Annotated in this window: 13 protein-coding genes, 3 rRNA genes and 1 pseudogene; 7 read left to right on the top strand and 10 right to left on the bottom strand. The window is 65.1% G+C overall.

What is annotated here, in order from left to right:
* Positions 1-53: 53 nt before the first annotated feature.
* Complete coding sequence (locus A5704_RS04945) at positions 54-977, bottom strand: tetratricopeptide repeat protein (RefSeq protein WP_067747760.1); 924 nt, start codon at positions 975-977, stop codon at positions 54-56.
* A 192-nt stretch (positions 978-1,169) separates the two neighbouring features.
* Positions 1,170-2,351, bottom strand: a complete 1,182-nt coding sequence (locus A5704_RS04940) for an acetyl-CoA C-acetyltransferase (protein WP_067887647.1) — start codon at positions 2,349-2,351, stop codon at positions 1,170-1,172.
* Positions 2,352-2,429: 78 nt separating this feature from the next.
* On the opposite strand from A5704_RS04940, the gene mce reads away from it, so the two are divergent.
* Positions 2,430-2,897 carry a methylmalonyl-CoA epimerase gene (gene mce / locus A5704_RS04935; RefSeq protein ID WP_197499003.1) on the top strand — a complete coding sequence of 156 codons (468 nt, stop codon included), beginning with the start codon at positions 2,430-2,432 and terminating at the stop codon, positions 2,895-2,897.
* On the opposite strand, the gene A5704_RS27395 is transcribed toward mce, so the two are convergent.
* Complete coding sequence (locus A5704_RS27395) at positions 2,898-3,206, bottom strand: hypothetical protein (RefSeq protein ID WP_082950235.1); 309 nt, start codon at positions 3,204-3,206, stop codon at positions 2,898-2,900. It lies immediately after the preceding gene.
* A 22-nt stretch (positions 3,207-3,228) separates the two neighbouring features.
* On the bottom strand, positions 3,229-3,900 hold the full coding sequence (gene nucS, locus A5704_RS04930) for an endonuclease NucS (protein ID WP_067887645.1): 672 nt from the start codon (positions 3,898-3,900) through the stop codon (positions 3,229-3,231).
* A gap of 45 nt (positions 3,901-3,945) precedes the next feature.
* Here nucS and A5704_RS04925 point away from each other — a divergent pair, with 45 nt between their 5' ends.
* A complete protein-coding gene (locus A5704_RS04925; protein ID WP_067781101.1) occupies positions 3,946-5,559 on the top strand; it encodes an adenylate/guanylate cyclase domain-containing protein in 1,614 nt (537 codons plus the stop codon).
* A gap of 69 nt (positions 5,560-5,628) precedes the next feature.
* Positions 5,629-6,009, top strand: coding sequence for a hypothetical protein (locus A5704_RS04920; protein ID WP_067747749.1), 381 nt, complete (start codon positions 5,629-5,631; stop codon positions 6,007-6,009).
* Positions 6,010-6,025: 16 nt separating this feature from the next.
* Here A5704_RS04920 and A5704_RS04915 read toward each other — a convergent pair whose 3' ends face one another.
* The gene (locus A5704_RS04915; RefSeq protein ID WP_067781104.1) at positions 6,026-7,273 is read right to left on the bottom strand and encodes an MFS transporter; all 1,248 of its coding nucleotides are present in this window, start codon (positions 7,271-7,273) and stop codon (positions 6,026-6,028) included.
* A 91-nt stretch (positions 7,274-7,364) separates the two neighbouring features.
* Between A5704_RS04915 and A5704_RS04910 the strand changes: the two genes are divergently transcribed.
* From A5704_RS04910 to A5704_RS04900, 3 genes are all read left to right on the top strand, one after another.
* Entirely contained in the window at positions 7,365-8,249 is an 885-nt protein-coding gene (locus tag A5704_RS04910) for a LysR family transcriptional regulator (protein WP_197499004.1), read from the top strand.
* Between the two features lie 67 nt (positions 8,250-8,316).
* Complete coding sequence (locus tag A5704_RS04905; RefSeq protein WP_067887643.1) at positions 8,317-9,816, top strand: DNA-3-methyladenine glycosylase 2 family protein; 1,500 nt, start codon at positions 8,317-8,319, stop codon at positions 9,814-9,816.
* Positions 9,813-10,316 (top strand): methylated-DNA--[protein]-cysteine S-methyltransferase, encoded by a 504-nt coding sequence (locus A5704_RS04900; RefSeq protein WP_067747740.1) that lies wholly within the window; start codon positions 9,813-9,815, stop codon positions 10,314-10,316. The genes A5704_RS04905 and A5704_RS04900 overlap by 4 nt, the downstream gene beginning before the upstream one ends.
* Positions 10,317-10,375: 59 nt before the next feature.
* Here the strand turns inward: A5704_RS04900 and rrf are convergent.
* The 4 genes from rrf to murA form a co-directional block, all read right to left on the bottom strand.
* Positions 10,376-10,488: ribosomal RNA gene (rrf, locus tag A5704_RS04895) — 5S ribosomal RNA — on the bottom strand.
* A 93-nt stretch (positions 10,489-10,581) separates the two neighbouring features.
* A 23S ribosomal RNA gene (locus tag A5704_RS04890) occupies positions 10,582-13,680 on the bottom strand.
* A 282-nt stretch (positions 13,681-13,962) separates the two neighbouring features.
* Positions 13,963-15,490 (bottom strand): 16S ribosomal RNA (locus A5704_RS04885).
* The 16S, 23S and 5S rRNA genes sit together here, the layout of an rRNA operon.
* 369 nt (positions 15,491-15,859) lie before the next feature.
* Positions 15,860-17,113, bottom strand: coding sequence for a UDP-N-acetylglucosamine 1-carboxyvinyltransferase (gene murA / locus A5704_RS04880; protein WP_067281208.1), 1,254 nt, complete (start codon positions 17,111-17,113; stop codon positions 15,860-15,862).
* Positions 17,114-17,283: 170 nt separating this feature from the next.
* On the opposite strand from murA, the pseudogene A5704_RS04875 reads away from it, so the two are divergent.
* A pseudogene (locus A5704_RS04875) lies at positions 17,284-17,655 on the top strand (ATP:cob(I)alamin adenosyltransferase); the annotation flags it as partial.
* Here A5704_RS04875 and A5704_RS27390 read toward each other — a convergent pair.
* The coding region (locus A5704_RS27390) for an ATP:cob(I)alamin adenosyltransferase (protein WP_231968796.1) at positions 17,558-17,882 on the bottom strand (325 nt) is incomplete at its 5' end. The pseudogene A5704_RS04875 and the gene A5704_RS27390 overlap by 98 nt on opposite strands.

Raw genomic sequence — 17,882 nt, 5'->3', positions numbered from 1 at the left:
GCTCAGCACGAGCCGCTTTCGCCGCAACCACCCGACGGCCGCGGCCGGCGACCTCAGTAGAGCGCGTTGGCGAGGTTCCGCCGCCCGGCGACGACCTCGGGATCGGCGGGATCGAAGAGCTCGAACAGCTCGATCAGCCGGGTGCGCACCCGAGTGCGCTCGTCCCCGGATGTGCTGCGCACCAGAGCAATCAGGCGCTCGAACGCCGCGCTCGCGTCCTGGTTGAGGATTTGGACATCGGCAGCCGCGAAGGCCGCTTCGATGTCGGCCGGTGCCGCATCGGCCGCGGCCACCGCGTCCGGTGAATGCGCGGTCGCGCGCATCAGGAAGTCGATCTGCCGGATCGCGCCCTTGGCCTCGGCGCTGCCCGGATTGGCGTCCAAAATTGCTTGATACGCCGCTCGGGCGCCCTCGAAATTGCCGGCCTCCAGTTGCTCGCGGGCGGCCGCCAACTCGGGGTCGACTTCGTCGGCAGCGGCGGAACCGCCTGGGCCCCTGAGCTTCCCGGCCGTCGCCGAAAGGATCTGGTCCAGCCAGCCGCGTAATTGATCCGGCGGCTGCATGCCCTGGAAGCTCGAGATCGGCTGCCCGGCGGCCAAAGCCACGACGGTAGGCACCGCGTCGACACCGAATATCTGGGCAACCCTGGGCGCCACGTCGACGTTGACCGTCGCCAGCGACCACTGTCCGTTGTCCTGGGCGGCCATGCCGGACAGCGTGTCCAGCAGCTGGACGCACGCGTCGCTGCGCGGGGACCACAGCAGCACCACGACGGGCACTTCCTCGGACCGCAGCAGGACCTCGGCCTCGAAATTGGCCTCGGTGATCGCGGTGCCTCCGGGGCCGCCCTCGGCGGCCGGCGTTGTGCCGCCGCCGGTCCCGCCGCCGGGCGGTTGCTGCTGGGCCCGCTGCTTGAGGCCGGATAGGTCGACAGCGCCGGCCATCGCGGGGCCGATCGAGGGTCGCGGACGCGTCACACCGTCAAGTTTGTCATGCGCATCGGTGCCCCATCCACCCGGTCGCGCGGACGCGTGGGCCCGGTGCCGCGGCCCGAAAATCGCGCCCGGAGACGGCCGCGGGGGACGATATGACGAAGATCACAAAACTTCCCACCCGCGTCGGTCCAGCAACGTCGCCCAGGGCGTCGGCGCTCCGGCTTCTCGGCCCGCTTACTTTGCCCGCAGGATCAGTGCGTCACCCTGCCCGCCCGCGCCGCACAGGGCCGCGACGCCGTAGCCGGAGCCGCGGCGGGCCAGTTCCAGGGCGGCATGCAGCGTGATCCGCGCGCCCGACATCCCGATGGGGTGCCCCACGGCGATCGCGCCGCCGTTGACGTTCACGATCTCGGGATCCACGCCGAGTTCGCGGGTCGAGGCCAGCGCGACGGCGGAGAACGCCTCGTTGATCTCGACCACGTCGAGCTGGTCGACGGTGATGCCCTCGCGGCTGAGCGCCTTCTTGATCGCGTTGGCCGGCTGCGATTGCAAGGTGGAGTCCGGCCCGGCGACGACGCCGTGTGCACCGATCTCCACCAGCCAGGTCAGCCCCAGTTCCTCCGCCTTGGCCTTGTTCATCACCACCACGGCCGCGGCCCCGTCGGAGATCTGCGACGCGGACCCGGCGGTGATGGTGCCGTCCTTGCGAAAGGCCGGTTTGAGGCCGGCCAGCGACTCGGCGGTGGTGTTGGCGCGAATGCCCTCGTCCTCGGTGAACTGCAGCGGATCACCCTTGCGCTGCGGGATGTTGACGGGAACGACCTCGTCGGCGAAGACGCCGTCCTTCCACGCCGCCGCCGCCTTCTGATGCGACCGAGCAGCGAACTCGTCCTGCTCGGCGCGGGTGAACTTGTCGACGTCGTTGCGCTGCTCGGTGAGCGCGCCCATCGGCTGGTCGGTGAAGACGTCGTGCAGGCCGTCGTAGGCCATGTGGTCGAGGACGGTGACGTCGCCGTACTTGTAGCCCGCCCTGCTGTCCATCAGCAAATGCGGCGCCTTGGTCATCGACTCCTGCCCACCGGCCACCACGACGTCGAACTCACCGGCTCGAATCAGCTGGTCAGCCAGCGCGATGGCATCGATGCCGGACAGGCACATCTTGTTGATGGTCAGCGCCGGGACGTCCCAGCCGATGCCGGCCGCTACGGCCGCCTGCCGCGCGGGCATCTGGCCGGCGCCGGCCGTCAGCACCTGGCCCATGATCACGTACTCGACAGCCGACCCGGGCACGTTGGCCTTCTCCAGCGCGCCGGCGATCGCGATGGCACCCAGATCGCTGGCCGAAAAATCCTTCAGCGAACCCATCAATTTGCCGATCGGCGTGCGCGCTCCAGCAACGATCACCGACGTCGTCATAACAACCTCCCAAAGGTCCGTGGACGGCCGATCCGGCCTCCCGGAGAAGCGCAGTCTTTGCCGCCAGGTTACCTTTATGTGATGACGACCGATCAAGTTGACGCCCGTCAGGTCCTGGCCACCGAGCTGGTGACGGCGATCGATCACGTCGGCATCGCAGTCGCCGACTTGGACGCGGCAATCGCGTGGTACCGCGACCACCTCGGCATGATCCTGGTGCACGAGGAAGTCAACGAGGACCAGGGAATCCGCGAAGCCATGCTGGCCGTGCGCGGCGCGCCCACCGGTACGGCGCAGATCCAGCTGATGGCCCCGATCGACGACTCCTCGACCATCGCCAAGTTCCTCGACAAGCGCGGGCCCGGCATCCAGCAGATGGCGGTTCGGGTGAGCGACCTCGACAGCGTTATCGAGCACCTGCGCTCGCAGGGCATCCGGCTCGTCTACGAGGCCCCGCGCCGCGGCACGGCAAACTCGCGGATCAACTTCATCCACCCCAAGGACGCCGGCGGCGTCCTCATCGAGCTGGTCGAACCGGCCGCCTGATCAAGACCACTTCCGGGTTGGGCCCCGCGTGGCGCGGTGGCTCCAGCACGGGGTGTGCCAATGCCGCCGATCTTCGACGAGTCCTGGGCCTCCACCGAGGGTCGGATCGGTTGGCCACACCACCAGATGTGCGGTGCCGACCCGAATTTCGTGATCGCAGCCCGGGCAACGGTAGGTCTTGACCGCACGGGCGGCCGCGACCGGACGGACTTCGTACTCGTGGCCGTCGGGCCCGACCTCCACCCGGCGGGCAGGCGGGGGCGGCGATGACTGCCACCGCTGACGTGGCGGTGTGCGGCGCCGGGCCATGCCGCCAGCCTAGCCGGGAGGCTCAGAACAGCCGGTATTCGTCGCTGTCCATCCCGCGCATCTTGTCGTAATCCAGTGTGACACAACGGATCCCACGGTCGATGGCCAGTGTGCGCGCCTGTGGCTTGATCTGCTGGGCCGCGAACACGCCCTTCACCGGCGCGAGCACGCTGTCGCGGTTGAGCAGCTCGAGGTATCTGGTGAGCTGTTCGACCCCGTCGATCTCGCCGCGCCGCTTGATCTCCACCGCCACCGAACCGCCCTGTTCGTCACGGCAGAGCAGGTCGACGGGCCCGATGGCGGTCATGTATTCGCGACGAACCAGCGTGTACCCCTCGCCGAGCAGGTGCACATGCTCGGCGAGCAACGCCTGCAGATGGGCTTCGACCCCATCCTTGACCAGCCCGGGATCGACGCCCAGGTCGTGGCTGGAGTCGTGCTCGACATCCTCGACGGTGATCCGCAGCTGTTCGCCGGCCTTGTTCTGCACCACCCACACGGGGGCCTGCTCACCCGGCTCCTCGGTCAGCCAGCACGGCGGGCTCATCCAGTTCAGCGGTTTGTAGGCGCGGTCATCGGCATGCACGCTGACCGATCCGTCGGCCTTGAACAGCAGCAGCCTGCGGGCCGAGGGAAGATGCGCGGTGAGCCGGCCGACGTAGTCCACAGTGCACTGGGCGATCACTAGACGCACCCGACTCACCTTAGAGCGTGGCCGACAAATTAGGCTGGCGCCACCATGTCGGCCACGCAGAGCTTGGCGAAACGCATCGGGCGGGTGCTCGAGACGGTCACGCGTCAGAGCGGCCGGCTACCGGAGACCCCGGCGTACGGCTCCCTGCTGTTGGGGCGGGTGTCAGAAAGCCAGGCACGTCGCCGCGTCCGCATCCAGGTCATCCTGACTGTACTGGTGCTGGGCGCCAACCTGATCGGCATCGGCGTCGCCCTGCTCCTGGTGACCGTCGCCATCCCGCAACCGAGTGTGTTTGACGCGCCATGGTGGATAACCTTCGCGGCATCACCGGCCTACATCGCGCTGGCGCTGGCGGTGGGCACCTACTGGATCACCCGCAGGACCGTCGTATCGCTCCGCTGGGCGATCGAGGAGCGCGCGCCGAACCGGGAAGACGAACGAAACACGTTCCTGGCCCCATGGCGAATCGCCCGCTTCGATCTCATCCTGTGGGGTGTCGGGGCGGTGGTGCTGACCACGCTCTATGGCCTAGTCAACACGCTCTTCATCCCGCGCTTCCTCATCGCGGTGGGCATCTGCGGGATCTTGGTGGCCACCGGCAGTTATCTGCTGGCAGAGTTCGCGCTGCGCCCGGCGGCGGCTCAGGCGCTCGAAGCGGGGCCACCACCGCGTCGATTCGCCTCGGGGATCATGGGCCGGACCATGGTGGTCTGGTTCCTCGGCTCGGGCCTGCCCGTTCTCGGCATCGGCTTCCTGGCGGGCTTTCAAGCCTTGATGCGCAATCTGACCGAAACGCAATTCGCCGTCGGTGTGCTGATCGTCTCGATCGCCACGCTCATCTTCGGTTGCCTGTTGATGTGGATTCTGGCCTGGCTCACCGCAACTCCGGTGCGCGTGGTCCGCGCGGCGTTGCGCCGGGTTGAGCGCGGCGATCTGCGGGGCGACCTCGTCGTTTTCGACGGCACCGAACTCGGTGAGCTGCAACGCGGTTTCAACGCGATGGTGGACGGGCTGCGCGAACGCGAACGGGTTCGCGACCTGTTCGGCCGGCACGTCGGACGCGAGGTCGCCCTGGCCGCCGAACGCGAGCGACCGAAGCTGGGCGGCGAAGAACGCCATGTAGCAGTCGTATTCATCGACATCGTCGGTTCCACCCAACTGGTGACCAGCCGGCCTCCGGCGGAAGTCGTTTCGGTGCTCAATCAATTCTTCGGCATCGTTGTCGAGGAAGTGGACCGACACTGCGGTCTGGTCAACAAGTTCGAGGGGGACGCGACCCTGGCCATCTTCGGGGCCCCGAACCATCTGGACCGCCCGGAAGACCAGGCGCTGGCCGCGGCGCGCGCCATCGCCGAGCGGCTCGTCGACGAAATGCCGCAGTGCCAAGCCGGTATCGGCGTGGCGGCCGGGCAGGTGGTGGCCGGCAACGTCGGCGCCCGGGAACGCTTCGAGTACACCGTAATCGGCGGTCCGGTCAACGAGGCGGCCCGCCTCTGCGAACTCGCCAAGTCGTACCCGGGTCGACTGCTGGCGACGGCCGATGCCCTCGAAGGCGCGAGCGAGAACGAGCGCGGCCGTTGGACTTTGGGCGAAACCGTGACTCTTCGCGGGTATGAGCAGCCCACCCGGCTCGCCACGCCCGCCGACCCGCCGGCCTGATGGATTGATTTCCGACCCGAGTGGGTAAGGGGACTAAGGACATCGCCCCTTTCAGAGATTGGTGTTGACATGGCTAGTGGAACTGCGCGGCGTGCTTCCCTCGCCGCGGGGATCGCCGCGGCGATCGCCTTGAGTTCGTTGACCGCGGGCTGCGGCTCGGGCAAAGACAACAAGAACCCGACGACTTCGACCTCGACCGTCACCACCTCCGTCACCACGCCCGCCAGCGTCACCACGACGGCACCGGCGGCGACGACTCCGGCCGGCCCGGGCGGCGGTCCCGAGACCGGACCCGGGGGCGCCACGACGGCCGGCCCGGGTGGCTCGGGCGCCGGCGCGGGCCCCGGTGGCGCGAGCGCGGGTGTGCCGGGCGCCGGTGCGTCCGCCGGACCCGGCGGCGCGGGGGCCTGCGCCGGCGGCGTCTGCGTCGGGACCCCTCCCGGCCCCTAGCCGCCTACCGGGCGCATCAGTCAGCGGCCGCCAAGGCCGCAACGAGGTGGTTGTTGGTGCGGGGGTCGCCCTCCCGCACCAACAGCGCCACCAGGCATGAGCCGGCCACCAGCAGCCCGCCGACGAAACCGACCGTCGCCGGCCAGCCGCCGACCGCGTACACGACGCCGCCGATCGCACCGGCCACTGACCCGCCCAAGTAGTAGCTGAACAAATACAGCGCCGACGCCTCCGCGCGGTCGCGTTGTGCCACCGCGCCCACCCAGCCGCTGGCCACGGTGTGCGCGGCGAAGAAACCACCCGTGAAGACGCCGACCCCCACCACGATCGCGGGCAGGGCGTGCGGCACGGTGAGCAGCAGGCCCGTCAGCGTGACCGGCAGGGCGGCCCGCAGCACGAGTGGGCGTCCCCTGCGGTCGGCGAGCCGCCCGGCCGCCACCGACGTCCAGGTGCCGACCAGGTACAGCAGGAACAGCAGGCCGACTGCTGACGGCGCCAGGCCGAACGGCCGCCCGGTCAATCGGTAGCCAAGGTAGTTGTACACGGTCACGAATCCACCCATCAACACGAACCCCACCGCGAACAGCTTCAGCAGCAACGGGTTTCGCAGATGCGCGGCGAGGTTCCGGATGCTGGCCCGCACGCTCGTCTCCTTCGGGTCGAAGAACTGAGACCGCGGCACCAGGGCGGCGAAGACCACCGTGCCGGCCAGTGTCGTCAGGGAGCACACCAGCAGTGCGACCCGCCAATCGCTCGCCTCGATGACCAACGACGGGACGAGGCGTCCGGCCAGCCCGCCGACCGTCGTTCCGGCGATGTAGCGGCCCATCGCCGACCCGAGCGACGAGGCGTGCACCTCCTCGGCGAGGAACGCCATCGCGACGGCGGGTATCCCGGCCAGCGCGGCGCCCTGCGCGGCGCGGCCGACGAGCAGCACGCCGAGCGTCGGACTGAACGGCAGCAGGAGCCCGATCACGCTGGACGCCAACCCCGAGGTCAACATCACGGTGATGCGGCCGTAGCGCTCGGACAGGACGCTGGCGGGAATGATGCAGACGGCCAGCATCCCCGTGGTCAGCGATACCGTGAGCGCCGCCGCGGCCGGACCGATCCGATACGACGCCGAAAGCGCTGGCAGCAGCGCCTGGGTGCAGTACATCGCGGCGAAGCTGGCCAGACCTGCACCGCAGAGCGCCGCGGTCAGCCGCCGGTACCCGCGGGTTCCGGCTCGGTGCGCTACGGCGGTGGAGGGGCCTTGGGGCATGCCCTTAATCCTGCGCGCCGACGCAAAGCGAAGGAAATGAATTATTCGCAGGTTTAATATGCTCCAAAGACATAAGTCGAGGATGGTGCGCGTGGCGGGCGACGACTACGAGTGGTTCGTCACACTTGCGGAGCTGGAACACGTCACGGCGGCCGCCGAACAGCTTCGCGTGGCCCAGCCGACGCTCACCCGGATGCTCGCGCGTCTGGAACGGCGGCTGGGCGTGGCGCTGTTCGATCGTCGCGGCAAACGCCTGTCACTCAACACGTATGGCCGGATCTTCTACGAGCATGCCCGACGCGCGCAGCTGGAGCTCGACTCGGCCAGGCGCGCGATTGACGACCTGGCCAACCCGGCCGTCAGCGAGATCCGGGTGGGCTTCCTCGGCTCGTTCGGGGCGACGGTGGTGCCGCGCCTGATCGCCCGGTTCAAGGAATCCTCACCCCGCGTGGCCTTCGCGCTCGAGGAGGGCGCCGCCGAATCGATCGGCGAGCTGGTGCTGGCCGGGCGCGTCGACGTCGGGGTGGTGTCCCCGCGGCCACGGCGGCCAACTCTCGCCTGGCGCAGCCTGTTTCGGCAGCGGCTCGGTGTCGCCGTGCCACGTGGTCACCGATTCGAGGGCGATGCCGCAGTGTCCATGACCGATCTCGCGGACGAGCCCGTCGTGGCCATGCACCCGGGGTTCGGCATGCGACGGCTGCTCGACGAGCTCTGCGCCGCGGCACAATTCCAGCCGCGGATCGTGCTGGAGGCGGCGAACCTCACCACGACCGCGGGCCTGGTGGCCGCCGGGCTGGGTGTCGGCCTGATGCCCATCGACGGCAGCGAATCCGCGGCGGGGTTGAGCGTGCTGCCACTGGCCGACGCCGACGCGTACCGCGACGTGGGGATGATCTGGGACTCGGGCCGGCCGCTGTCCCGCCCGGCCCGCGACTTCATCGCCGCCGCCGCGGCCGTGCGGCACGACGGCCCCTAGGTGGGCTCCCACTGCCATGTCGCTTTTCCGCCAGTTTTGTCACCGGGCGGGTGTAAGTCTTAGAAGCGTGCACGACGACTTCGAACGCTGCTACCGCGCCGTCCAGTCCAAGGACGCCCGGTTCGACGGCTGGTTCGTCACGGCGGTGCTGACCACCCGCATCTATTGCCGGCCCAGTTGCCCGGTTCGGCCGCCGTTCGCCCGCAACGTGCGCTTCTACCCGACCGCGGCCGCCGCCCAGCGGGCCGGATTCCGGGCGTGTAAGCGGTGCCGGCCCGACGCTTCGCCCGGGTCACCGGAATGGAATGTCCGGGGCGACGTCGTCGCCCGGACGATGCGTCTCATCGCCGACGGCACCGTGGACCGCGAAGGCGTCGGCGGCCTGGCGGCGCACCTCGGCTACACCACCCGCCAGCTGGAGAGGCTGTTGCAGGCCGAGGTCGGCGCCGGCCCGCTCGCGCTGGCCCGCGCCCAGCGGGCGCAGACGGCCCGGCTGCTTGTCGAGACCACGGACCTGCCATTCGGCGACATCGCGTTCGCGTCGGGGTTCTCCAGCATCCGGCAGTTCAACGACACGGTGCGCTCTGTCTTCGAGAGCACCCCGAGGGAGCTGCGCCGGCGGGCGGCGGGGCGGGCCGGGACCGGCACCGCTTCGCCGGGGGCCGTGTGCCTGCGACTGCCGGTCCGCACCCCGTTCGCCTACGAGGGCGTCTTCGGCCACCTGGCCGCCGGCACCGTGCCCGGTTGTGAGGAGATCCGCGGCGGCGCGTATCGACGGAGCCTGCGTCTCCCGTTCGGCAGCGCCGTCACCACCCTGACACCGGCCGTCGATCACGTCCGCTGCGTGCTGGTGCTCGACGACTTTCGCGACCTGACGACGGCGATCGCCCGCTGCAGGCGACTGCTGGATCTCGACGCCGATCCCGAGGCGGTGGACGACGCGCTGTCCGGCGACCCGCACCTGCGTCCGGTCGTGGGAAAGGCCCCCGGACAACGCATTCCACGCACCGTGGACGAGGCCGAGCTCGCCGTGCGCGCAGTCCTGGGCCAGCAGGTGTCGACCAAGGCGGCCAGAACCCACGCCGGCCGCCTGGTCGCGGCCTACGGCCGGGCGATCGCCGACCCCGACGGCGGGCTGACCCACACCTTCCCGTCCGTGGAGCAACTCACGGAGATCGACCCCATCCACTTGGCGGTCCCCAAGACCCGGCGACGGACCCTGAGCGCATTGGTCGCCGCCCTCACCGACGGCAGTATCGTCCTCGACAGCGGCAGCGACTGGGAGGCCGCCCGCAGACAATTGCTGGAGGTGCCCGGAGTCGGCCCATGGACCGCGGAGGTGATCGCGATGCGTGGGCTCGGTGACCCGGATGCCTTCCCCGCCACCGACCTTGGGCTTCGGATGGCCGCCAGGCAATTGGGCTTACCGACCGACGAACGGGCCCTGATCGGGCACGGCGCCCGGTGGCGCCCCTGGCGCTCCTACGCCACCCAGTACCTCTGGACCACCCTCGAGCATCCGGTTAACCAATGGCCACCACAGGAGCCCCAGAAGGAGACAGCATGATCGAGTACCGCACCATCGACAGCCCGATCGGGCCGCTGACCCTCGCCGGTCAGGACTCGGTTCTGACGATGCTTCGGATGGTCGACCAGACTTACGAGCCCAGCCGAACCGGCTGGGCTCCGAACGCCACGGCGTTCAACGAGGCCACCGACCAACTGAACGCATATTTCGCCGGCGAACTCACCGAGTTCGATTTCGACTTCGAGTTGCGCGGCTCCGAATTCCAGCGGCGCGTGTGGAAGGCCCTTCAGACAATTCCTTACGGCGAAACCAGGTCCTACGGAGAGATCGCGGAACAGATCGGCGCTCCGGGCTCCGCGCGCGCCGTGGGATTGGCGAACGGCCACAATCCCATCGCGATCGTCGTTCCTTGTCACCGTGTCATCGGCGCCAATGGGAGCCTGACCGGCTACGGCGGCGGGCTCGACCGCAAGCGAACGCTGCTCGCATTGGAGAAGAAACGCGCGTCGGTGAATGCGGCCTTGACATTGTTCGACTAGGACTGCGCCGTACCGAGAAATGCAAAAACACCCCCGTTGCCGGGGGTGTTTTTGTGTATGTTCGGCGGTGTCCTACTTTTCCACCCGGAGGGGCAGTATCATCGGCGCTGACAGGCTTAGCTTCCGGGTTCGGAATGGGACCGGGCGTTTCCCTGTCGCTGTGGCCGCCGTAACTCTATTTAAATTTGGTTTCGGTGGGGGGTGTGGTGTTCAGAGCGCCCGACGACAATAGCCGCTGGGACTGAACTAGTGGTTGCGATTGTGTGTTGGTAAGTTTTCGGCCGGTTAGTGCCAGTTCCCTGCACTCATTACTGAGCTTCCAGGTCTGGCCTATCGATCCCGTGGTCTGCGGGGGGCCTTATCCCTCTAAAAGGGTGAGAAACCTGATCTTGGAGAAGGTTTCCCGCTTAGATGCTTTCAGCGGTTATCCTGTCCGAACGTGGCTATCCAGCGGTGCCCCTGGTGGGACAACTGGTATACCAGAGGTTCGTCCGTCCCGGTCCTCTCGTACTAGGGACAGGTTTCCTCAAGTTTCTGACGCGCGCGGCGGATAGAGACCGAACTGTCTCACGACGTTCTAAACCCAGCTCGCGTGCCGCTTTAATGGGCGAACAGCCCAACCCTTGGGACCTGCTCCAGCCCCAGGATGCGACGAGCCGACATCGAGGTGCCAAACCATCCCGTCGATATGGACTCTTGGGGAAGATCAGCCTGTTATCCCCGGGGTACCTTTTATCCGTTGAGCGACACCCCTTCCACTCGGGGGTGCCGGATCACTAGTCCCGACTTTCGTCCCTGCTTGACTTGTAAGTCTCGCAGTCAAGCTCCCTTGTGCACTTACACTCAACACCTGATTGCCGTCCAGGTTGAGGGAACCTTTGGGCGCCTCCGTTACATTTTAGGAGGCAACCGCCCCAGTTAAACTACCCGCCAGGCACTGTCCGTGAACCCGATAAGGGTTCGACGTTAGGTGTCCAATACGATCAGAGTGGTATTTCAACAACGACTCCACAATTACTGGCGTAACTGCTTCAAAGTCTCCCACCTATCCTACACAAACCGTACCGAACACCAATACCAAGTTGTAGTGAAGGTCCCGGGGTCTTTTCGTCCTGCCGCGCGTAACGAGCATCTTTACTCGTAGTGCAATTTCGCCGAGTCTATGGTTGAGACAGTTGGGAAGTCGTTACGCCATTCGTGCAGGTCGGAACTTACCCGACAAGGAATTTCGCTACCTTAGGATGGTTATAGTTACCACCGCCGTTTACTGGGGCTTAAATTCTCCGCTTCACCTTACGGTTAACGGGTCCTCTTAACCTTCCAGCACCGGGCAGGCGTCAGTCCGTATACATCGTCTTGCGACTTCGCACGGACCTGTGTTTTTAGTAAACAGTCGCTACCCACTGGTTTCTGCGGCCGAATCCCGCTCCCACCGCAAGGGTGTTCACGGTATTCCGGCCCCCCTTCTCCCGAAGTTACGGGGGCATTTTGCCGAGTTCCTTAACCATAGTTATCTCGTACGCCTTGGTATGCTCTACCTGACCACCTGTGTCGGTTTGGGGTACGGGCCGTGTGTGTGCTCGCTAGAGGCTTTTCTTGGCAGCAGAGGATCACCGAATTCACCTCAACCGGCTATGCATCACCTCTCAGGATTAATGAGCGACGGATTTGCCTATCGCTCTCCCTACAGGCTTGCCCCAGTATTACCACTGACTGGTACGGCTACCTTCCTGCGTCACCCCATTGCTTGACTACTACCAGCGAAGGTCCCACGCAGCCGGCGATCCTCGCACCCCGAAGGGATTGATAGACCACCATTTGGGTGGTTAGTACCGCTGATTCGTCAGGGACGCCCACACACGGGTACGGGAATATCAACCCGTTGTCCATCGACTACGCCTGTCGGCCTCGCCTTAGGTCCCGACTCACCCTGGGCGGACTGGCCTGGCCCAGGAACCCTTGGTCTTACGGCGGGCAAGGTTCTCACTTGCCTTATCGCTACTCATGCCTGCATTCTCACTCCCCCAAACTCCACCACACGGTTACCCGGTGGCTTCGCTGCATGGGGGACGCTCCCCTACCCAACCTTGCGGTTGCCGCGGCTTCGGCGGTGTGCTTGAGCCCCGCTACATTATCGGCGCACAATCACTTGACCAGTGAGCTATTACGCACTCTTTCAAGGGTGGCTGCTTCTAAGCCAACCTCCTGGTTGTCTCTGCGACTGCACATCCTTTTCCACTTAGCACACGCTTAGGGGCCTTAGCCGGCGATCTGGGCTGTTTCCCTCTCGACGTACGGAGCTTATCCCCCGCCGTCTCACTGCCACGCTATACACCACGGCATTCGGAGTTTGGCTGACGTCAGTAACCTAGTAGGGCCCATCGGCCATCCAGTAGCTCTACCTCCGTGGTGAAACACGTAACGCTGCACCTAAATGCATTTCGGGGAGAACCAGCTATCACGGAGTTTGATTGGCCTTTCACCCCTACCCACAGCTCATCCCCTCAGTCTTCAACCTAAGTGGGTTCGGGCCTCCACGCGGTCTTACCCGCGCTTCACCCTGGCCATGGGTAGATCACTCCGCTTCGGGTCCAGAACACGCCACTACACCCCAAAGGGGATGCGCCCTATTCAGACTCGCTTTCGCTGCGGCTACCCCGCACGGGTTAACCTCGCGACGTGTCCCTGACTCGCAGGCTCATTCTTCAAAAGGCACGCCATCACCCCACAAGGAGGCTCTGACGGATTGTAGGCACACGGTTTCAGGTACTCTTTCACTCCCCTCCCGGGGTACTTTTCACCATTCCCTCACGGTACTAATCCGCTATCGGTCATCGAGAAGTATTTAGGCTTACCGGGTGGTCCCGGCAGATTCACAGCAGATTCCACGGGCCCGCTGCTACTCGGGTGTTGATATAAGGCAGGTGCCGGGTTTTCGCGTACCGGGCTTTCACCGTCTACGGCGGGCCGTCCCAGGCCACTTCCGCTAACCACGACACTTTCTGACTACCCCTCAGCCAGGTAGAGCTGAGACATATCAATCCCACAACCCCGCACACACAACCCCTACCCGGTTATCCATGCATGCGGTTTAGCCTGTTCCGCGTTCGCTCGCCACTACTGACGGAATCACAATTGTTTTCTTCTCCTACGGGTACTGAGATGTTTCACTTCCCCGCGTTACCTCCCGCACCCTATATATTCAGATACGGGTAACACGACATGACTCGTGCTGGGTTTCCCCATTCGGAAATCCTCGGATCAATGCTCGGTTGACAGCTCCCCGAGGCATATCGCAGCCTCCCACGTCCTTCATCGGCTCTCGATGCCAAGGCATCCACCATGCGCCCTTAGACACTTACTTACACACAAGAGTTTTAAAAGAAATTACACATTTTGACGAACACGCCACCGTTGCCGGCAACGCATCCGTCTAGATGCTCGCAACCACTATCCAATACTCAAACACCACACCCCACCACCAAGATGGAGGGACACCACACGGACTGGCCGAGTGTTGTCTCAGGGCCCAATAGTGTGTCTGGCAATCATTTGCTGTTGTGCACCCGGCCCCCGCCCACTACAGGCGGGAACCCCTCACGGCTCGCACCCCACCAATTGGAGTGCTTTTCGTGGTGCTCCTTAGAAAGGAGGTGATCCAGCCGCACCTTCCGGTACGGCTACCTTGTTACGACTTCGTCCCAATCGCCGATCCCACCTTCGACAGCTCCCTCCCAAGGGTTAGGCCACTGGCTTCGGGTGTTACCGACTTTCATGACGTGACGGGCGGTGTGTACAAGGCCCGGGAACGTATTCACCGCAGCGTTGCTGATCTGCGATTACTAGCGACTCCGACTTCACGGGGTCGAGTTGCAGACCCCGATCCGAACTGAGACCGGCTTTAAAAGGATTCGCTTAACCTTGCGGCATCGCAGCCCTTTGTACCGGCCATTGTAGCATGTGTGAAGCCCTGGACATAAGGGGCATGATGACTTGACGTCATCCCCACCTTCCTCCGAGTTGACCCCGGCAGTCTCTCACGAGTCCCCGGCATTACCCGCTGGCAACATGAGACAAGGGTTGCGCTCGTTGCGGGACTTAACCCAACATCTCACGACACGAGCTGACGACAGCCATGCACCACCTGCACACAGGCCACAAGGGAACGCCTATCTCTAGACGCGTCCTGTGCATGTCAAACCCAGGTAAGGTTCTTCGCGTTGCATCGAATTAATCCACATGCTCCGCCGCTTGTGCGGGCCCCCGTCAATTCCTTTGAGTTTTAGCCTTGCGGCCGTACTCCCCAGGCGGGGTACTTAATGCGTTAGCTACGGCACGGATCCCAAGGAAGGAAACCCACACCTAGTACCCACCGTTTACGGCGTGGACTACCAGGGTATCTAATCCTGTTCGCTCCCCACGCTTTCGCTCCTCAGCGTCAGTTACTGCCCAGAGACCCGCCTTCGCCACCGGTGTTCCTCCTGATATCTGCGCATTCCACCGCTACACCAGGAATTCCAGTCTCCCCTGCAGTACTCTAGTCTGCCCGTATCGCCCGCACGCTCACAGTTAAGCCGTGAGATTTCACGAACAACGCGACAAACCACCTACGAGCTCTTTACGCCCAGTAATTCCGGACAACGCTCGCACCCTACGTATTACCGCGGCTGCTGGCACGTAGTTGGCCGGTGCTTCTTCTCCACCTACCGTCAACTCACAAAGTGAGCCTTCGTCGATGGTGAAAGAGGTTTACAACCCGAAGGCCGTCATCCCCCACGCGGCGTCGCTGCATCAGGCTTGCGCCCATTGTGCAATATTCCCCACTGCTGCCTCCCGTAGGAGTCTGGGCCGTATCTCAGTCCCAGTGTGGCCGGACACCCTCTCAGGCCGGCTACCCGTCGTCGCCTTGGTAGGCCATCACCCCACCAACAAGCTGATAGGCCGCGGGCCCATCCCACACCGCAAAAGCTTTCCACCACAAGGCATGCGCCAAGTGGTCCTATCCGGTATTAGACCCAGTTTCCCAGGCTTATCCCGAAGTGCAGGGCAGATTGCCCACGTGTTACTCACCCGTTCGCCACTCGAGTACCTCCGAAGAGGCCTTTCCGTTCGACTTGCATGTGTTAAGCACGCCGCCAGCGTTCGTCCTGAGCCAGGATCAAACTCTCCAAACAAAATCTCCTCGCAGAACGAGGTGAATTTCAAATCAGAGAAAATCTGACCTAACAAAAAGACACCAAATAACTGGCATCAAAAATTGCCATACCCACACACGGGGAGTGCTAGGTATGGCCAAAAAACAACAACAAATAAAAAGACCAAACACACTATTGAGTTCTCAAACAACACTTGTTTCGCCCGTTTTGGGGCAACCCTGCCAGCTTAATACAAGTCCGGCAGTGGAGTCAACTCCCAGTTTTGGTCTTCGGAAGACCGTTTCGGGAGCAGCCGTGCCAGGCTAGTACCAATCCAGCGAGGGAGTCAAGCGCCCGGGGTGTCGGTCGCCTGGTGTGGCGACCGCCCCTGCGGGGCACTGACTTTGGTTACTCTACCCGCTCGATCTCCGCTCCCAAAATCGCCAGGTTTTCGACGAACAACGGGTAGCCGCGATCGATGTGGAAGACGTCGTGAACCTCGGTGTCACCGTCGGCGACGAGCCCCGCCAACACCAGGCCGGCGCCGGCGCGGATATCGGAACACCACACCGGGGCGCTGGACAATTGCGGCAGGCCTCGCACGACCGCGTGGTGGCCGTCCGTGCGCGCGTCGGCACCCAGCCGGATCATTTCTTCGACGAAACGGAAACGCGCCTCGAAGACGTTTTCCGTGATCATCGACGTCCCGTCGGCGATCGACGCCAGCGCGATCGCCATCGGCTGCAGGTCGGTGGGAAATCCGGGGAACGGCAGGGTCGCGACGTTGACGGCCTTGGGCCGCTCGTACTGGGTGATCCGAAAGCTGTTGTCCGTTTGGGTGACCGTCGCGCCGGCGTCGTGCAGCTTGTGCAGCACCACCTGAAGGTGGGCCGGGTCGACGCCCGTCACCGAGATGTCGCCCCTGGTCATGGCGGCGGCGATACCCCAGGTGGCGGCGACGATGCGGTCCCCGATCACGCGATGCTCGGTGGGGTGTAGCCGCGGGACACCGGTGATGGTCATCGTCGGCGAACCGGCACCTTCGACCTGCGCGCCCATCTGATTCAACATCGTGCACAGGTCCACGACGTCGGGTTCGCGCGCGGCGTTGTGAATCGTCGTGACGCCCTCGGCCAGCACGGCGGCCATCAGGATGTTTTCGGTGGCGCCCACCGACGGGAACTCGAGCTGGATCTCCGCACCGCGCAACGTGTCGGCCTGGGCGACGACGCAGCCGTGCTCGATGTTGCATTGGGCGCCCAGCTGGCGCAGCCCCGCCTGATGCATGTCCAGCGGCCTGGACCCGATCGCGTCACCACCCGGCAGCGCGACCCGGGCCCGCTTGCAGCGGCCGACCAGCGGCCCGAGCACGCAGACCGACGCCCGGAACTGTCGCACCGCGGCAAAGTCCGCGTCGTACTTCGGCTCGTCGGGTGAGGTGATCCGGGCGACGTCGCCGTCGAGCTCGACGGTGGCGCCCAGGCCGCGCAACACCTCGGCCATCAACGGCACATCGAGGATGTCGGGGCAGTTGGTGATGGTGCTGGTGCCTTCGGCCAACAGCGCCGCGGCCATCAGCTTGAGCACGCTGTTCTTGGCGCCCCCCACTGCGACTTCGCCGGACAACCGGTTGCCGCCGGTCACCACGAATCGCTCTGCCACCCGCGTCAGTCTAGTGAAGCGGTATCGGGTTGTCAGTCAGCCCGCGTGACGACGATGCGCTCCGCGCGGCGGAGCGAGGTGGGGGCACCCCCAGCCGCGAAGCGGCGAGGGGCGAGTCAAGGCGTGAGCCGAGCCACGGCGCCGCCGCGCACCGCAGTACCGTCTTGCTCATGGCGATACACCTGACCCGCATCTATACCCGGACCGGTGACGACGGCACGACGGGGTTGAGCGACTTTTCGCGGGTCTCCAAGAACGATCCCCGCCTGGTCGCCTACGCGGATTGTGACGAGGCGAACTCGGCGATCGGGGTGGCGATCGCCCTGGGTGAGCCCGACGAGGAAATCGCCGGCGTGCTGCGGCAGATCCAGAACGACCTGTTCGACGCCGGCGCGGACCTGTCGACGCCGGTGGTGCAGAACCCCGAGCATCCCCCGCTTCGGGTCACCCAGCCCTACATCGACCGGCTCGAGGGCTGGTGTGACAAATATAACGAGAAGCTGCCGGCGCTGAATTCCTTTGTGCTGCCTGGTGGTTCGCCGCGCGCGCCAGGATGAAAAGTAGATCCGAAAGGCGGTTCAGGTACTTCGCCGGCAGGACGTTGACCTGCTGCGGCGCGGCGTCGATGGCCGCCCACGCCGACCGTTCCGCGCGACGGACGATCGTGCGGGCGACGTGCAGCAGCGCCGAAAGCGGCGAACCACCAGGCAGCACAAAGGAATTCAGCGCCGGCAGCTTCTCGTTATATTTGTCACACCAGCCCTCGAGC

This window comes from Mycobacterium sp. E735 (assembly GCF_001666955.1).
In the GTDB taxonomy this organism is placed as follows: domain Bacteria; phylum Actinomycetota; class Actinomycetes; order Mycobacteriales; family Mycobacteriaceae; genus Mycobacterium.
This window is presented reverse-complemented; position numbering and strand designations above follow the sequence as displayed.

What these genes read in the sequence shown, in the direction of transcription:
- A5704_RS04915 (WP_067781104.1), bottom strand. Translation starts at nt 7,273, where the DNA reads ATGCCCCAAGGCCCCTCCACCGCCGTAGCGCACCGAGCCGGAACCCGC.
- A5704_RS27395 (WP_082950235.1), bottom strand. Translation starts at nt 3,206, where the DNA reads ATGGCCCGGCGCCGCACACCGCCACGTCAGCGGTGGCAGTCATCGCCG.
- A5704_RS04925 (WP_067781101.1), top strand. Translation starts at nt 3,946, where the DNA reads ATGTCGGCCACGCAGAGCTTGGCGAAACGCATCGGGCGGGTGCTCGAG.
- A5704_RS04920 (WP_067747749.1), top strand. Translation starts at nt 5,629, where the DNA reads ATGGCTAGTGGAACTGCGCGGCGTGCTTCCCTCGCCGCGGGGATCGCC.
- A5704_RS04940 (WP_067887647.1), bottom strand. Translation starts at nt 2,351, where the DNA reads ATGACGACGTCGGTGATCGTTGCTGGAGCGCGCACGCCGATCGGCAAA.
- A5704_RS04900 (WP_067747740.1), top strand. Translation starts at nt 9,813, where the DNA reads ATGATCGAGTACCGCACCATCGACAGCCCGATCGGGCCGCTGACCCTC.